The sequence below is a fragment of the Thermotoga neapolitana DSM 4359 genome, from assembly GCF_000018945.1.
GTDB lineage: Bacteria > Thermotogota > Thermotogae > Thermotogales > Thermotogaceae > Thermotoga > Thermotoga neapolitana.
Map to the genome: position 1 here is coordinate 473,744 of NC_011978.1, position 15,463 is coordinate 489,206.

At 47.7% G+C, this 15,463-nt stretch carries 13 protein-coding genes and 2 tRNA genes; 5 read left to right on the forward strand and 10 right to left on the reverse strand.

Features of this window, described 5'->3' with window-relative positions:
- The first annotated feature begins 48 nt into the window (after positions 1-48).
- Positions 49-2,301, forward strand: coding sequence for an ATP-dependent DNA helicase RecG (gene recG, locus CTN_RS02365; RefSeq protein ID WP_015918976.1), 2,253 nt, complete (start codon positions 49-51; stop codon positions 2,299-2,301).
- On the opposite strand, the gene CTN_RS02370 is transcribed toward recG, so the two are convergent.
- The 7 genes from CTN_RS02370 to CTN_RS02400 all read right to left on the reverse strand — a co-directional run bounded on the left by CTN_RS02370 (position 2,285) and on the right by CTN_RS02400 (position 11,300).
- Entirely contained in the window at positions 2,285-2,977 is a 693-nt protein-coding gene (locus CTN_RS02370; protein ID WP_081434633.1) for an ABC transporter ATP-binding protein, read from the reverse strand. The genes recG and CTN_RS02370 overlap by 17 nt on opposite strands.
- A complete protein-coding gene (locus tag CTN_RS02375) occupies positions 2,962-3,693 on the reverse strand; it encodes an ABC transporter permease (RefSeq protein WP_015918978.1) in 732 nt (243 codons plus the stop codon). The genes CTN_RS02370 and CTN_RS02375 overlap by 16 nt, the downstream gene beginning before the upstream one ends.
- Positions 3,690-4,592: an ABC transporter substrate-binding protein gene (locus tag CTN_RS02380; RefSeq protein WP_038066675.1), complete on the reverse strand. Its 903-nt coding sequence runs from the start codon at positions 4,590-4,592 to the stop codon at positions 3,690-3,692. The genes CTN_RS02375 and CTN_RS02380 overlap by 4 nt, the downstream gene beginning before the upstream one ends.
- A 45-nt stretch (positions 4,593-4,637) precedes the next feature.
- Positions 4,638-6,386 carry an NADH-dependent [FeFe] hydrogenase, group A6 gene (locus tag CTN_RS02385; RefSeq protein ID WP_038066678.1) on the reverse strand — a complete coding sequence of 583 codons (1,749 nt, stop codon included), beginning with the start codon at positions 6,384-6,386 and terminating at the stop codon, positions 4,638-4,640.
- 96 nt (positions 6,387-6,482) lie between these two features.
- Positions 6,483-7,541: a DNA integrity scanning diadenylate cyclase DisA gene (gene disA / locus CTN_RS02390; RefSeq protein ID WP_015918981.1), complete on the reverse strand. Its 1,059-nt coding sequence runs from the start codon at positions 7,539-7,541 to the stop codon at positions 6,483-6,485.
- Entirely contained in the window at positions 7,519-8,841 is a 1,323-nt protein-coding gene (gene radA / locus CTN_RS02395; RefSeq protein WP_015918982.1) for a DNA repair protein RadA, read from the reverse strand. Before radA ends, disA begins: the two co-directional genes overlap by 23 nt.
- Entirely contained in the window at positions 8,838-11,300 is a 2,463-nt protein-coding gene (locus tag CTN_RS02400; protein ID WP_015918983.1) for an ATP-dependent Clp protease ATP-binding subunit, read from the reverse strand. The genes radA and CTN_RS02400 overlap by 4 nt, the downstream gene beginning before the upstream one ends.
- Before the next feature lie 219 nt (positions 11,301-11,519).
- On the opposite strand from CTN_RS02400, the gene ttuA reads away from it, so the two are divergent.
- Positions 11,520-12,434: a tRNA-5-methyluridine(54) 2-sulfurtransferase gene (ttuA, locus tag CTN_RS02405; RefSeq protein ID WP_038066681.1), complete on the forward strand. Its 915-nt coding sequence runs from the start codon at positions 11,520-11,522 to the stop codon at positions 12,432-12,434.
- 8 nt (positions 12,435-12,442) lie between these two features.
- On the opposite strand, the gene CTN_RS02410 is transcribed toward ttuA, so the two are convergent.
- Positions 12,443-12,934 carry an adenosine-specific kinase gene (locus tag CTN_RS02410; RefSeq protein ID WP_038066685.1) on the reverse strand — a complete coding sequence of 164 codons (492 nt, stop codon included), beginning with the start codon at positions 12,932-12,934 and terminating at the stop codon, positions 12,443-12,445.
- Positions 12,935-12,977: 43 nt separating this feature from the next.
- On the opposite strand from CTN_RS02410, the gene CTN_RS02415 reads away from it, so the two are divergent.
- A complete protein-coding gene (locus CTN_RS02415) occupies positions 12,978-13,778 on the forward strand; it encodes a Ppx/GppA phosphatase family protein (RefSeq protein WP_015918985.1) in 801 nt (266 codons plus the stop codon).
- A 4-nt stretch (positions 13,779-13,782) separates the two neighbouring features.
- Here CTN_RS02415 and CTN_RS02420 read toward each other — a convergent pair.
- Positions 13,783-13,856, reverse strand: a tRNA-Arg gene (locus CTN_RS02420).
- A gap of 11 nt (positions 13,857-13,867) precedes the next feature.
- Positions 13,868-13,957 (reverse strand) — tRNA-Ser (locus CTN_RS02425).
- A gap of 71 nt (positions 13,958-14,028) precedes the next feature.
- Here CTN_RS02425 and CTN_RS02430 point away from each other — a divergent pair.
- Positions 14,029-14,649, forward strand: a complete 621-nt coding sequence (locus CTN_RS02430) for an ABC transporter ATP-binding protein (protein WP_244857374.1) — start codon at positions 14,029-14,031, stop codon at positions 14,647-14,649.
- Positions 14,630-15,418 (forward strand): ABC transporter permease, encoded by a 789-nt coding sequence (locus CTN_RS02435; protein WP_041437497.1) that lies wholly within the window; start codon positions 14,630-14,632, stop codon positions 15,416-15,418. The genes CTN_RS02430 and CTN_RS02435 overlap by 20 nt, the downstream gene beginning before the upstream one ends.
- The last annotated feature ends 45 nt before the right edge of the window (positions 15,419-15,463 follow it).

A 15,463-nucleotide genomic window follows, 5' to 3' on the forward strand; every position in this document is an offset into this window, starting at 1 on the left:
ATCCTTCTGCCTGTACTTCTGGAGGAATTTCTCGACGAGATCGAACGTATGTTGAAAGATCAAATCGACGAAAAGAAAATCCTCCAGCTCCACAGGGAGCTGGATGATCCTTTACTGGAAAACGAAGATTTAAAAAACAAACTTCGTGCATTTGTAGATTACGTGAGAGAGATTCCCCACCTTCCAGAACCAAGGAAGAGATACAGAGTCGGGAAAACTTTTGAGATGATAGAAAAGCTCAGAAAGTGGTATCTCATAGAGTATCTGAACTGTTCTTCAGCAGAAAAAATAGACCTTTCAACGGACGTTCAGTACGCCAGGGGAGTTGGTCCTGGAAGAAAAAAGAAGCTCAAAAAGCTTGGGATAGAGACATTAAAGGACCTTCTCGAATTCTTTCCCAGAGACTACGAAGACAGAAGAAAGGTCCTGAAACTGAACGAGCTGATACCGGGAAGAAAGGTGACAACGCAGGGAAAAATTTCGAGTGTGGAGAAGAAAAAATTTCAGAACATGAACATACTGGTGGCCGTTCTGTCCGATGGGTTGATGCACGTGCTGCTCAAGTGGTTCAACCAGGACTTTCTCCTCACCCAGCTGAAACAGCTCGTCGGCAAGGAAGTTTTCGTGACAGGGACCGTGAAGTTGAATCCTTACACCGGTCAATACGAAATTCACAACGCCGAAGTCCTTCCAAAGGAAAGGGAGATCATAAGGCGGATATTTCCCATCTACCGCCTGACTTCCGGTATTTCCCAGAAACAGATGAGAAGAATCTTTGAGGAGAACATACCCTCTCTTTGCTGTTCTCTGGAAGAGACCCTCCCGGAAAGGATCATAAAGAAAAGAAATCTTCTCAGCATAAAAGACGCTTACTACGGTATGCACTTTCCGAAGACACTTCATCACCTTGAAAAGGCAAGAGAAAGACTGGCTTACGAAGAACTGTTCACATTGCAGCTTGCCTTTCAGAAAGTGAGGAGGGAAAGAGAAAAACACGGAGGAATCCCAAAGAAAATAGAAGGAAGACTGGCAGAAGAGTTCATAAAGTCTCTGCCCTTTCAACTCACAGGCGCCCAGAAAAGGGCTCACGAAGAAATACGAAAGGACATGATCTCAGAAAAGCCCATGAACCGTCTTCTTCAGGGAGATGTTGGCTCTGGAAAAACGGTGGTGGCCCAACTTGCCATTCTGGACAACTACGAAGCGGGATTTCAGGCTGCTTTCATGGTTCCAACCTCGATACTTGCGATACAGCATTACAGAAGAACCATGGAAAGTTTCTCCAGATTCGATATTCGGGTGGCACTTCTCATCGGGGCAACTTCTCCATCTGAAAAAGAAAAGATAAAATCTGGCCTCAAAAACGGTCAGATAGATCTTGTGATAGGGACACACGCCCTGATACAGGAAGACGTTCATTTTAAGAATCTCGGTCTTGTCATAATCGATGAACAACACCGTTTTGGGGTGAGACAGAGAGAAGCCCTCATGAACAAGGGACGAATGGTGGATACGCTGGTGATGAGTGCCACACCGATTCCTCGAAGTATGGCCCTTGCCTTTTACGGAGATCTGGACGTCACCGTGATAGACGAGATGCCACCAGGACGCAAAGAGGTACAGACCATCCTTGTTTCAATGGACAGAGTAAACGAGGTGTACGAGTTTGTGAGGCAGGAGGTGATGAAAGGAGGCCAGGCTTTCATCGTTTACCCGCTGATCGAAGAATCTGACAAACTGAGTGCAAAATCCGCTGTTGAGATGTACGAGTATCTCTCCAGGGAGGTGTTTCCGGAATTTCGTGTGGGTCTCATGCACGGCAAACTCTCTCAGGAAGAGAAAGACAGGGTGATGATGGAATTTGCAGAGGGAAGATACGACATCCTCGTATCCACAACCGTTATAGAGGTCGGTATAGACGTTCCGAGGGCAAACGTTATGGTGATAGAAAATCCCGAAAGGTTCGGTCTTGCCCAGCTTCACCAGCTTCGTGGAAGGGTCGGAAGGGGAGGCCAGGAGGCCTACTGCTTCCTTGTGGTGGGTGACGTGGGAGAAGAAGCCATGGAAAGGCTCAGATTCTTCACACTAAACACAGATGGATTCAAGATAGCAGAGTACGATCTGAAGACAAGGGGACCAGGAGAGTTCTTCGGACTCAAACAGCACGGCATGAGTGGTTTCAAGGTGGCAAATCTCTACAAAGATCTAAAGCTTCTTGAGTGGGCAAGAGAGGATGTCCGGGAGATCGATGTCGACAAAATCGATCTTCCAGAGGAAATAAAACTCATAGAGGTAGGTTGAGCAGTCTTTCGATCACTCTCTTTTCCATCTCGAACAGTCTTTCATCGGCAAGACTCAACGCCCGTTCGTTCAGCGTCACTTCATCGACGAGCCTGGAAGGCCTTCCAGAAAGAAAAAAGATTCTGTCTGCTATGAAAACGGCCTCTTTCACGTCGTGAGTCACAAAGATAATGGAAAAATTTCTCCCTTCCCACTGTTCCATCAGAAGATTCATCACCCGTATTTTCGTCTTCAAGTCCAGGGCGTCAAAAGGTTCATCGAGAAGGAGAAGATCCGGCTCCACAAGGAAAGCTCTCACGAAGTTCACCCTCTGCTTCATCCCCTCGCTGAGCTGCCAGGGATAGTGTCCTTCAACACCCTCCAAACCCACTTTTTCTAGGAAAAACCTTATCCTTTCTGGATCGTCCCTGATCAGTCTCAGGTTTTCCATGACCGTTTTCCATGGAATCAACCTGGGATCCTGAAACACGTATCCTATCCTTTCTGTGAAAATCTCCACCCTTCCATGGAAACTCTCAAGACCAGCGATTATCCTCAAAAACGTGGTCTTTCCACAGCCAGACGGTCCAAGGAGGGCCACTTTTTCCCCTTTCTTTACTTCAAGGTTCCAGTCTTCTATCACCGTCACACCATCGTAGTCTTTCTTCAGATTCTCAACCCTCAGGAGAGTCTCCACCTTCTCCACATCCTCCCCGTGAGCACTTTCACAAGTCTCTCGAAAGATATTCCAAGAGCCACTGTGAAGATGGTGAGAGCGTACACACGAGGCACATCCACGTACTGCCTTGCCCAGGAGATCAAAACACCGAGTCCCCTGTCACCACAGAGATACTCTGCCATGACGATCGCCTTCCAGACGTTCCCGGAGGAAACCTCAAGAATGGAAAGGACGAACGGCCAGAGCGAGCCAAGGTACACCTCTTTCAAAACCTTTGTCCGGGGTACTCTGTAAACCCTCATCACTTCTACAAGTTTTCTGTCGACACTTCTGACACCCGATACGGTTGTGAAGATGGCAACCGGAAGGAGGGAAAGGATGGATATGACAACGGGCCCCTGCCATCCTATACCCCACAAAAAGATCACAACGGCAAGCCAGGAGATGACCGGTACTGCCTGTATCACCGTGATCACAGGACGCAAAAATTCGTACACCCTATCGCTAGTTCCCATGAGAAATCCCACTGGAAGTCCCACTGCGATAACAACCACTGTGGAAAGTGCTCCTTTCCACAGTGTACTCAGAAAAGCCTCGAGTGTTTCTCTGTTCATCGTTTCAACGAGAACTTTAAAAGTCTCCAGGGGACCGGGCAGAATCAGAGAAGAAGGAAAGAGAAGATGAAGAAGATACCACACAAAGAGAACGAAAACGATTCCAGATAGTGTTTTCATTTCCTGTAGAATCCTTCGTCTGGCACCTTCTGAAGACCTTCCGGATAGAGTTCGTTCAGTTTTTGAAGAAAGAGCGAGACCTCGTCTTTGCATTCTTTCGACGGTACATACTGAAACCCTATCCTCTCGAGTGAGGCCCTGAGAATTTCATACGGAATGCCGAGCTTTTCAGAAGAGAGTTGAACGGTCTCTTCGAGATTCTTCTTCATCCATTCTATCGAAGCCGAAAGAACCTTTTCAACTTTCCTGACCGTTTCTTCATCCACTCCCTCTCTCACAAAAAGCCCCGCAATCGGAATTCTTTCGGGAACTCCCGCCTCTTTTCCCCACTCCTCCTGAAAATCAAGCACCACCCTTCCTCTATCAAGACACATGGAAACGAAAGGCTCAGGTAGGGCCGCATACTTCACTTTCCCAGCCTTGAAAAGGGCCACTATCTCCTGAGGGGGAGCGTAGAGAATCTTCACGTCTTCATCGGGTTTTAAACCCGACTTCGACAGGAAGTACCTCATCAGCACGTCAACGGTCTGCCCTCTTCCATGGGGGGTGTAGACTTCCTTTCCCCGAAGACTCTCCCAACCATCGAAACCAGCATCACTTGCAGCAACAAGGTAGAACACCTTCCACTCGTGCACACCCACAAGTTGAATCCTGACACCTTTTGCGTAGAGATTCGCTCCGACGGTTACAGGAAGCACAGCAAAGTCGACCTTTCCAGAAACGATCTTTGCCACAGCCTCTTCCGGATTCTTCCAGATTTCGATGTTCACATCATCCGACACCTTTCCACTCATTATCGGCACAACCGGTATCAGTGCAGGACCGAAGGGGTTGAGAACGGTGAGTCCAAAAAGGAAAGAAGCCGACAGAAGGACCAGAACAAGGGTTATCCTCTTCATGTGGATCACCCCCAAAAGAGAAAGGGAGGGAACAACCCTCCCGCATCACTTTATCGCAAGCTTTTTCTTCCTCGACCTGTCTTCGTAGTAAGTGTGCAAGAGTTCGTGTGCCCTGTGGCTGAGGGGATGTTCGAGGTATTCCTCGTAGAGCTTCTTGATGGCCGGATTTTCGTGAGATTTCCTAATGGTCATTCTTTCATCGATAGTGTAGATCGCCTCAGCCCTCTTTCTGAGCACCTCAGGATCTCTGCTGTAGGGCTGTCCTCCTCCACCGATACAGCCACCGGGACACGCCATGACCTCGACGAAGTGGTACTTCACTTCCCTCCGGAGAATCTTTTCAACGAGGTTCCTCACGTTGGCCGTGCCATGGACTACCGCTACCCTGATCTTCTGACCATCGAGTTCCACTTCTGCTTCTTTGACGCCCTTCAATCCTCGCACGTCCTCAAATACAAGCTTTGGAAGTGTCTTCCCAGTCTTGAGCTCGTACGCCGTTCTCAGGGCAGCCTCCATCACACCACCGGTAACACCAAACAGGGCAGCAGCACCCGTTGAGATGCCAAGGGGTGCGTCGTACTCCTCTTCGGGCAGGTTCGCAAACGGAATTTTCTTGATCCTGATCAGTTTTCCGAGTTCTCTTGTGGTGAGAACAACGTCCACCGCAGGTACACCGTTCACCATGAGCTGTTTTCTCATCGCCTCATCTTTCTTCGCCGTACACGGCATGATGGATACGTGGAAGATGTCCTCTGGCTTCACCCCGAGTTTTTCTGCAAAGTACGTCTTCACCAGAGCAGAGAGCATTCCCTGAGGAGATTTTGCACTGGAGAGCCTGGTTCTGAGCTCAGGATAGACCTTCTCCACAAGGTTCACCCATCCAGGGCAGCAGGAAGTGAACATGGGAAGGTCTTCGAGATCACCCTTTTCCAGCCTTTCGAGGAACTCGCTTCCTTCCTCCATTATGGTGAGGTCGGCTCCAAAGTTCGTGTCGAAAACGTAATCAAAGCCGAGTCTTCTGAGAGCAGCAACAAGTTGACCAGTGGAGACCGTTCCGGGAGCATAGCCGAACTCCTCACCGATTGCAACCCTCACGGAAGGTGCCGTTTGAACAACCAGGATCTTTTCTTTCTTTTCGAGTTCTTCAAGGACGACCTTCACCGCGGAGTTTTCAACGATGGCACCTGTTGGGCAGAACACAGCACACTGTCCACAACCGATACAGTCTGTCTCGTAAACGGGCATGTCGAAGGGTGTTCCGGGATAGGTCCTGTAACCTCTTTCCACCATAGAGTAGATGTGCATTCCCTGGACCTCAGAACATACTCTGACACACCTCTGGCACTTGATACACTTGGAGATTTCTCTCACGATAGCGGGACTACTTTTGTCGATCAGGCCCTCTTTCGTACCGTAGCCAAAAATGGGTTCCACATCGTACTTGTAGATCAAATCCTGAAACTCACATCTTCCGTTCGCCTCACAGCTCATACAGTCGTTGGGATGCTCGGAGAGGAGCAAAGCGAGATTGAACTTTCTTGCGGTCTTCACTCTGTCAGAGGAGGTCTTTATGACCATGCCATCTCTCACTTTCGTCACACACGCCGGCTGAAGATTCCTGGCTCCCTCCACCTCGACGATACACACTCTGCAGGCACCGATCGACTCACCAAGTCTTGGATGGTGACACAGCGCAGGGATTTCCACTCCTGCCCTTTCACAGGCTTCCAGAACGGTGAGATTGTCCGGCACATTCAAAGTCCTTCCATTTATGACAACCGTCACTTCAGCCAAAGCAAAGCACCTCCCCATAGAATTGGTTTCACGATTTTGTGATAAAATTCTCAAATTGTTTTTAAAAAAACTACTTCATAGAATATATTACCACAATCATTCGGAAGTTCTTCTGTGTTTTAATGAACTGATACTTTCCGATATGGCTTTTGCCCTTTTTTCACCGATTCCTTCCACTTTTTTGAGATCTTCCACGGAGGCTTTACTGATCTGGTCCAAAGTCTTGAACATCTTGACAACGTTGTAGCCAATACTGATGGGTATTCTCGCTGCGGTCTTGAGCAGCCTGTATCCTCTTGCGGAAACGAGTATATCGTCCAGTTGAGAGACCTGCTGAACATCGTACCCAAGCACTCTGGATATTGAGATAGGAGAAGGTTCTCTTCTTGTTACAAAGTCCTGTAAAATAGCCTGTGCCGTTTCTTCATCCACCTCGTCAGAAGAGTAGTCCATTATGAGAAGAACCATCAGGTCATCCACATCCTCTGTCAGTTCTCTGAGTTGCATCCTTGCGAGTCTTCCTTCTTCTCCGAGTTCTACAATGTAAGGACGTGTTTCTTCGGTTATCCTCAAAAGTTCTACACCCTTCATCAGCGTTCTCACCACGTCTGCGAGTGTAACTCTGTTCTCCAGTTCAAGTACTTCAAGATCAGAAAGCAATTTGTCAAAGTTGTCTTTGTACTTTTCAAGAGTGCTGATCGCCTGTGTCACCTTCGAGATCAAAAAGTCCACCTGATTCACAACGTACTTGTAATTCTTGTAGTAGAGAGAGATGATGTTCCTCCTTCTGGAAACCGCTATGACAACCTTTCCTGTCTGTTTTGCCAGCCTTTCGGCGGTTCTGTGCCTCGTTCCAGTCTCTCCTGTTGGTATGGTTGGATCGGGAACAAGGTGAACGTTTGCATAGTAGATTCGTGTGAGGTCCTCAGAGAGCACGATGGCACCATCCATCTTCGAAAGTTCATAAACCTTCTCCGCAGAAAAATCCGTATCTAGCCAGAATCCCCCCTGAATGATGTCATCGTATTTTTTTGGATCATCGACAAGGAAAATGAGGGCTCCGAAATTGGCACTTATGATATCATCAAGCGCTTTTCTCAACTCTGTCCCGGGTGAGATGAGCTTGATCTTTTCAATCAGTTCCTGCGGGACCAAAAGACTCACCCCCGATCAGAGAAACTGCCTCCTTCAGGTCATGAACGATGAAGACCCCCTCTTTCGATCCTTCGAAAGGAGGTGCGATGATTCTGCCAAAACCCTTCAACGAGTTCAATCTTCTATTAATATTGTAAACCTTTTTCACCCTTCCGTCCAAACCTATCTCTCCGATGGCCACCGTATCTCGAAGGGACACTTCCAGATACGAAGAGACGATAGCAAGGGCGATGGCAAGATCTGCGGCGGGATCGGTTATCCTGAGCCCTCCCACCACGTTCACATAAACATCGTGTGTTTCCACTGGAAGTTTCAGAAGTTTGCTGAGCACCGCTATCAAAAGCATAACCCTGTTCACGTCCACTCCCTTGCACACTCTCTTCGGTGAAAAGGTTTTGTTCTTGGAAACGAGCGCCTGTATCTGAACGACAAAGGGTTTTGTCCCTTCGAAGACACAGGTGAGAACGTTCCCTGGAAGGTCGGTATCACCCTCTGTGAAAGAGGGATTTTCAACCTGAACGAATCCTTTTTCATCGAGTTCAAAAACGGCAACCTCGTCTGATGGTCCAAATCTGTTCTTCGTGATCTTCAACAGTCTCAGACCCGTGCGTCTGTCGCCTTCGAAGTAGGCAACAGTGTCCACCATGTGTTCTACGAGTTTCGGACCGGCTATTTCCCCTTCCTTCGTCACGTGTCCTATCAGAAGGACCGGAACGTTCTTTTTCTTCGCAAAGTTGATCATCTTCATTGTCACGTTCTTCACCTGGGAGATACTGCCAGGACTGCTTCCCAGTTCCGAAGAGAAAACCGTCTGGAGTGAATCAACGATCACGAATTTGACCTTTTCCCTTTGAAGTACCGGTATCAACTCTTCCAGATCGTTTTCTACCGCAAGCAAAATGTTCTTCTTTCCCCTGATGGCCAGTCTGTCTGCCCTCATTTTCAACTGCTGTGGAGATTCTTCACCGGAGATGTAAACAACCAGCCCGCTTTGTGCGAATGTCTCTGCGAGTTGGAGGGCAAGGGTGCTTTTTCCTATGCCCGGTTCTCCAGAAAGAAGAATCACCTGCCCCGGTATGAATCCTCCCTTGAACACCCTGTCCATTTCTGAAAATCCAGTGGCAATTCTCTGCAAGGAAACCTCGCCAGCTACCTCCAGATTCAAAAACAGGGAGGGTTTCCCCTCCCTGCCTTTTTTTTCTAGGATCTCTTCAGCCGTATCGTACTCACCACACTGGGGACACTTTCCAAACCATTTCGGAGATACGTAACCACAGCTGGAGCACACGAACTTCTTCACTGGACCACCTTCTCTTTCTTTTCCTTCTTCTTCGTGAATCTCAGACCATCTTTGTGAGCCCTGCAGACGATCGTGTCTCCTTCTTCGAACTTGCTCTTCAGTATCTCCTCGGAGAGAGGATCTTCAACGTATCTCTGAATCGCCCTCTTCAAAGGTCTGGCACCGTACACTGGATCGAATCCTTTTTCAACCAGAAATTCCTTTGCACTCTTGGTCAAAACAAGTTTCATGTTCTTCTCTGCCAATCTCTTTCTGAGATCCCTCAGGAGTATATCGATGATCTGTTCTATGTGTTCCTTCCTGAGTGGATGGAAGATGATGGTCTCATCGATCCTGTTCAGGAACTCTGGTCTGAATGTCCTCTTCACCTCATCGAGCACGAGTTCCTTTATTTTATCGAATTCTTTCTCTTCGTCATCGTCACCGACGAATCCAAGGGTCCTCTTGGACTTGTTGATGTAGGAACTTCCGATGTTGCTTGTCATGATGATTATGGTGTTTCTGAAATCGACCTCGCGACCCTGGGAGTCGGTGAGCCTTCCATCATCCATGATCTGAAGAAGCAAGTTGAAAACATCTGGATGAGCCTTTTCTATTTCGTCGAACAGGATGACGGAGAACGGCCTTCTTCTCACTTTTTCTGTGAGCGTTCCTCCTTCTTCGTAACCCACGTACCCAGGAGGTGCTCCGATGAGCCTGGAGACAGAGAATCTCTCCATGTACTCGCTCATGTCGAATCTTATGAGCGCTCTTTCATCACCAAACAGATACTCTGCGAGAGCCTTTGCAAGTTCTGTTTTTCCAACTCCCGTCGGTCCAAGGAAGAGGAAGACACCAATCGGTCTTCTTGGATCTTTCAAGCCACTTCTTGCTCTCCTTATAGCCCTCGCAACAGCCTTTATTGCCTCGTCCTGGGCGACGATCCTCTGGTGGAGCGCTTCTTCGAGATTGAGGAGTTTCTCCACTTCCGTTTCTTCGATCTTCTTGAGAGGCACTCCTGTCCAGGAGGACACAACCTCTGCTATATCATCGACATCCACTTTCACAACGGCCGTTTCCGCCTTTCTTCTCCACTCGGCATATTTTCTTCTGTACTCTGTCTCAAGCTCCATTTCTTTCTCTTTCAACTTTGCTGCCTTTTCGTAATCCTGATTCAAAACGGCAAGTTCCTTGTCGGTTCTTATCTTTTCCAGTTCGTTTTTGATTGATTTCAACTCAGGAGGAATGATGAAGACCTTGAGCCTTGCCCGGGCTCCCGCTTCATCGATCACATCGATCGCCTTATCCGGGAGGAAATGATCGGTTATGTACCTTTTGGACAGGTAAACTGCTGCCTCCAATGCTTTGTCCGTGTATATCACCCTGTGGTGTGATTCGTATTTCTTCTTCAGACCTTTCAAGATCTCGAGTGTTTCCTCTTCGGTTGGTTCCTTCACATATATCTTCTGAAACCTTCTTTCCAGGGCCGCATCTTTCTCTATGTACTTTCTGTACTCATCCGGTGTGGTTGCACCTATACAGCTTATCTCTCCCCGAGCAAGAGCGGGTTTCAGAATGTTTGCAGCGTCGATGGCACCCTCCGCTGAACCTGCTCCAACGATCGTGTGTATTTCGTCTATGAAGAGTATGATGTTTTTGTCTTTCGTCACTATCTGAAGCAACTTCTTCATTCTCTTTTCAAACTCTCCTCTGTACTTTGTGCCGGCAACCAGAGCGGCGACGTCCAGCGAGAAGATAACCTTGTTTCTCAAAATCTCCGGAACGTCACCCGCCACTATCCTCTGAGCGAGCCCTTCGACGATGGCGGTTTTACCAACTCCTGGATCTCCTATCAAAACTGGATTGTTCTTCTTCCTTCTCACAAGAACCTGCATGACCCTCTCTATTTCCTCTTCTCTTCCTATGACCGGGTCTAACTCTTTCTTTGCGGCAAGTTCCGTGAGGTTGACACCGAATCCCTCGAGTTGTTTCACGGACCTGTAGGTGTAGTCTTCTTCCTCTTCGTATTCCAAACCTTTATTCGAAGAGTAGGAGTACAGGTCTATGATCTCCCTTCTCAAAGCGTTGAGATCCACTCCCAGTTTTCTCAGTATGTGGATCGCTATCCCTTCACCTTCTCTGAGGATGCCAAGGAGAATGTGCTCGGGATTTATCTTGTCACTTCCAAGGATCTTTGCCTCTTCATAGGCGAGCTCAGTTACCCTCTTGGCTCTGGGGGTCATCTGAGGTGAGGGGACAAAACCTCTCATCCCCATGCCAACCATGGAGATGATCTCCGATCTTACCTTCGAGTAAGATGCGCCCATCTCTTCAAGGACTTCTACAGCAGGACCTTTATCTACCTTCAGGATTGCGAGCAGAAGGTGTTCTGTTCCCACGTAAGAATGTCCGAGTTCTTTTGCCTCTTCCTGGGCGGTCACAAAGATCTGAGCCGTTTTTTCCGAGAACTTATCAAACATAGTCTCACCTCCGGGTCTTCCAATTTCATTATATCACCCTTATGGACATGGTACCTTTCAAAAATGTTCAAAATGTGTTTGAAAAGAAAGGAGAAAGTAAAAATTATTCTCACCAAATTCACACTCGATCTTCGCTGAAAAAACAGAAATTTGTACCCAGTGTGGTACAATTTAATCGAACCGAATTTAAACTCCTGCTTCTCAGAAAGGAGGGAAAAAATGAAGTGTACGAAGTGTAAAAGAGACGCCTCGGTGAAACTGAGACACTACAACATCAAGCTCTGCAAAGAACACTTCAACGAGTTCATAGAGGGAAGAGTAGAAAGGGCAATAAAGAAGTTTAAAATGTTCAGAAGAGACTCGAAGATACTGATAGCCGTCTCCGGTGGAAAAGACAGCGTTTCATTGTGGCACATGCTGAAAAAACTCGGATACGAGGTGGATGCCCTGTTCATACGGGCAGGACGAAGCGGAATGGTTCAGAAAGCCCAGGAGATCGTTGAAAAGAACGCAGAACTTCTTGGAACAAAGCTTCACATTGTTGACGCAACAGAGTACTTCGAAGGACTTTCCACTCAGGAAATCTCCATTATGTTGAGAAGACCTGTGTGCTCAATTTGTGGCGTCGTGAGAAGATACCTTATGAACAAATTCGCTTATGAAAACGGATACGACGTGGTGGTAACGGGTCACAACCTGAACGATGAAGCATCCGTCCTTCTGGGAAACATCTTGCACTGGCAAGAGGGATACCTCGAAAGGCAGTGGCCTCTTCTTCCAAAAACACACGAAAAACTCGTTCCAAAAGCCAAACCCCTCGTGCTCAATTACGAGGAGGACATAAAACTGTACGCAACGCTCAACGAGATACCTCACCTTGAAATGGCCTGTCCGTTCTCGGTAGGAGCGACGTCTCTTGTGTACAAAAAAGTTTTAAGAGAACTCGAAGAAGATCAGCCCGGCATCACATTGAACTTCTACCTCGGTTTCCTGAAAAGAAAGAAAGAACCGAAATACGAGGTGGAGAACCTGAGAGAATGTGAAGAGTGCGGATATCCAACAACAGCCCAGGTATGTTCTTTCTGTCGGTTGAGAAAACAGGTGGAAAAGAGAAAAAACAGAACCCCCGCGTGAGCGGGGGATCATTTTTTGTACTTTGTTACCTCCCTGAGGAACGCGTGTCGTTTCTTTTTGTCTTCCTCTCCTTCCACACCCTTCGGTGAGTAACCGTCGACGACTCCCAGAACCGCCCTTCCCTGAGAGGTTATTCCAACGATCACCTGAAGAGGATTGGCGGTTGCAGTGTAGATTCTGCACACTTCCTGAACGTTCTTGATCTGGTTCAGTACGTTGATGGGATATCCTCCCTTTATGTAGATCACAAAGGTGTGGCCGGCTCCTATCTTCTTTGCTGTCTCGATCGCCTGCTTCACCAGTTCCTCGTCGTTTCCTTCGTATCTGACTAGACAGGGTCCACTCGCTTCGTTGAAGGCTATACCGAACTTCAGATTGGGATTGGTCGTCACCATCACCTCGTAAAGATCCTCAACGGTCTTGATAAAATGAGAGTGTCCCAGAATGATGTTCGCTCCTTCGGGAATGATGACATCCACAACTTCGATCTGTACACTCATGTTTTCACCTCCCAGAAATATTCTAACATCAGGGGGGAGTGGCATGATAGCATTGCTCGACATGGGAAGTAACTCCTTCATTCTCCTCATCGTCTCCGAAGAGGGAGAGGTGATCCTCGAAGAAGTACACGAGGTGGGGATCGCATCCGGAAATCTTCAGAGAGCAAAAGAGGTGTTCAGAGAATGCGTGAGAAAGTCGGAAGAGTTGGGAGCAGATCTTCACATATTCGGTACAGCGTTCTTCAGAAAAAACCCCGATGTTTTTTATGAAATAACAGGTGGCAGGGGAAAGATACTGTCAGAGGAAGAGGAAGCACGTTATTCTTATATCTCCGTGGTGAGGGATTTTGGAAAAGAAGACATTCTGGTGGCAGACCTTGGAGGCGGAAGTCTTGAACTTGCATGGAAAGATGGATACACGAGTCTTGAACTCGGAACCCATATTTTGAATCGTATCTTTTCCTTAACACTTCCATTCAGGAAATCCGTGGACGATGTGGTTGAATACGTAATGGATAAATTACCAGACCTGGCCAAAAGCGATCTGTTCGGAGTTGGAGGAAGTTTCGTAGCGTTGGCTGCCCTGATGAAGGGAAAATGGGATCTGAAGTCCATACACGGAAGTACTCTGGAGATAGAGAGAGTACAGAAGATAGTTGATCAGATCAGAAAAATGAGCTTCGAAGATATCAGAAAACTGAAGATACTGCCGGAAGGAAGGGAAAAGACGATACTCGCAGGTGGAATCGTGACGATCGCTCTCTTGAAGAAATACTCGCCGAAGATGACAGTGAGTACGAAAGGATACAGGTATGGCATCGCCTGGGAGATCATGGTACAATAGGGGGGGGACCCGGGGGGATTCGAACCCCCAACCTCCAGATCCGCAGTCTGGCGCTCTATCCAACTGAGCTACGGGCACATATAAAAAACTGGCGGAGAGGGTGGGATTCGAACCCACGGTGGGGAAACCCCCACACTTGCTTAGCAGGCAAGCGCCTTAGGCCGCTCGGCCACCTCTCCACCTGTTCTCTATTATAGCAGCACACACGAATATGTTCAAGGGGAGAAAGAGTATGTTTCTTCTCAGGAACGTGAAGTACAAAAACATTCTTGAAATCGAAGAACTGTACATCCCTGAAAAGATGATCACCGTCATCACGGGTGAAAGTGGTTCCGGAAAAACGACCCTCCTGAAGATGCTGAACAAGATGATCACTCCGGACAGAGGAGAAATCCTCTTCAAAGGACAGCCCCTTGAAAAAATAGACTCTGTTGATCTCAGAAGAAAGGTAGTCATGTTACCGCAGTTTCCCGTGGTTTTTCCGGGTGATGTGAGGGAAAATCTCATTGCGGGCTTGAGGTTTTCAGAAAAGAAAATCCCTTCCGATGAGAGACTCAGAGAAATTCTGGAGTTTGTGATGCTGAAAAAGTCATTGAACGATGACCCGGAAAAATTCTCAGGAGGAGAAAAACAGCGCCTGGCACTCGCGAGGGTTTTGCTCATGGACCCGGACGTGTTTCTTCTGGACGAGCCCACCTCCTCTCTGGACAGGGAAACTGGAATTGAGATCATAAGAAGGGTGGTTGACCTTGTACGAAAGAGGAATAAAACGCTCATCGTGGTCACACACGACCCAGAACTGAGAAGATTCGCAGACCGACTGATAGAAATGAAAGATGGGAGGGTACTGAATGGGGCCAGTGGACATTAGCCTGGTGCAACTTCTGAGTGCCTACGTTTTTGTGGTGATTTTGATGTTGATCCTGAAGGCTCGGAAGATCCCCAGAGAAAAGGATGTTTTGATGGCGTCTCTTCGTATGACGATTCAGCTGGTACTGGCCGGTTTCATCCTGAGCTACATTCTGGAAAATCCCACACCGTTTTACACGATCCTGGCCGTGATCGTTATGGAGGCTTTTGCGATCTACAACGTGTACAGAAGAGCAAAACTCTCGCTCCCAAAGAATGTGAAGATGCGTCTTGAATTTTTCATAGCCATCTCCGTGAGTTCGGGCACTCTCCTGAGCCTTTTTTATTTTCTCTACGTGGTGGTGAGGATCAGTCCATGGTTCGATCCAAGATACGTCGTTCCCCTTGCGGGGATGATCATTGGAAACTCCATGACGGGAGTGTCTCTTGGTGTAAAAAGCCTTTCTGAATCGATTCTCTCTCAAAAACCTCTCGTTGAGGCAGCCCTGATGCTGGGAGCAAGACCAAAGGACGCAACGAAATACTTCAGCGATAAGGCCTTCGATTCTGCCATTCTTCCAACGATAAATTCCATGATCGGAATGGGAATCGTCTTTCTTCCTGGTATGATGACAGGGCAGATTCTCTCTGGAACTTCTCCTATAACCGCTATAAAATACCAGATAGCCATAATGCTCGGAATCCTCGGGGGAGTAACGATCAGTGTCAGTGTGTTTTTGATGCTGGGATATCGGGCCTTCTTCAACAAGGAGGATCAGTTGATCATATGAAAGAACACCACCTCTCTTGACGATCCCGTACGAATATGATAATAT

Bases quoted from the DNA above. Each gene is read 5' to 3' on its own strand.
- CTN_RS02400 (WP_015918983.1), bottom strand. From the start codon at position 11,300: ATGTTTGATAAGTTCTCGGAAAAAACGGCTCAGATCTTTGTGACCGCC.
- CTN_RS02375 (WP_015918978.1), bottom strand. From the start codon at position 3,693: ATGAAAACACTATCTGGAATCGTTTTCGTTCTCTTTGTGTGGTATCTT.
- CTN_RS02410 (WP_038066685.1), bottom strand. From the start codon at position 12,934: ATGAGTGTACAGATCGAAGTTGTGGATGTCATCATTCCCGAAGGAGCG.
- recG (WP_015918976.1), top strand. From the start codon at position 49: ATGTTGAAAGATCAAATCGACGAAAAGAAAATCCTCCAGCTCCACAGG.
- CTN_RS02435 (WP_041437497.1), top strand. From the start codon at position 14,630: ATGGGGCCAGTGGACATTAGCCTGGTGCAACTTCTGAGTGCCTACGTT.
- CTN_RS02415 (WP_015918985.1), top strand. From the start codon at position 12,978: ATGATAGCATTGCTCGACATGGGAAGTAACTCCTTCATTCTCCTCATC.
- ttuA (WP_038066681.1), top strand. From the start codon at position 11,520: ATGAAGTGTACGAAGTGTAAAAGAGACGCCTCGGTGAAACTGAGACAC.
- CTN_RS02380 (WP_038066675.1), bottom strand. From the start codon at position 4,592: ATGAAGAGGATAACCCTTGTTCTGGTCCTTCTGTCGGCTTCTTTCCTT.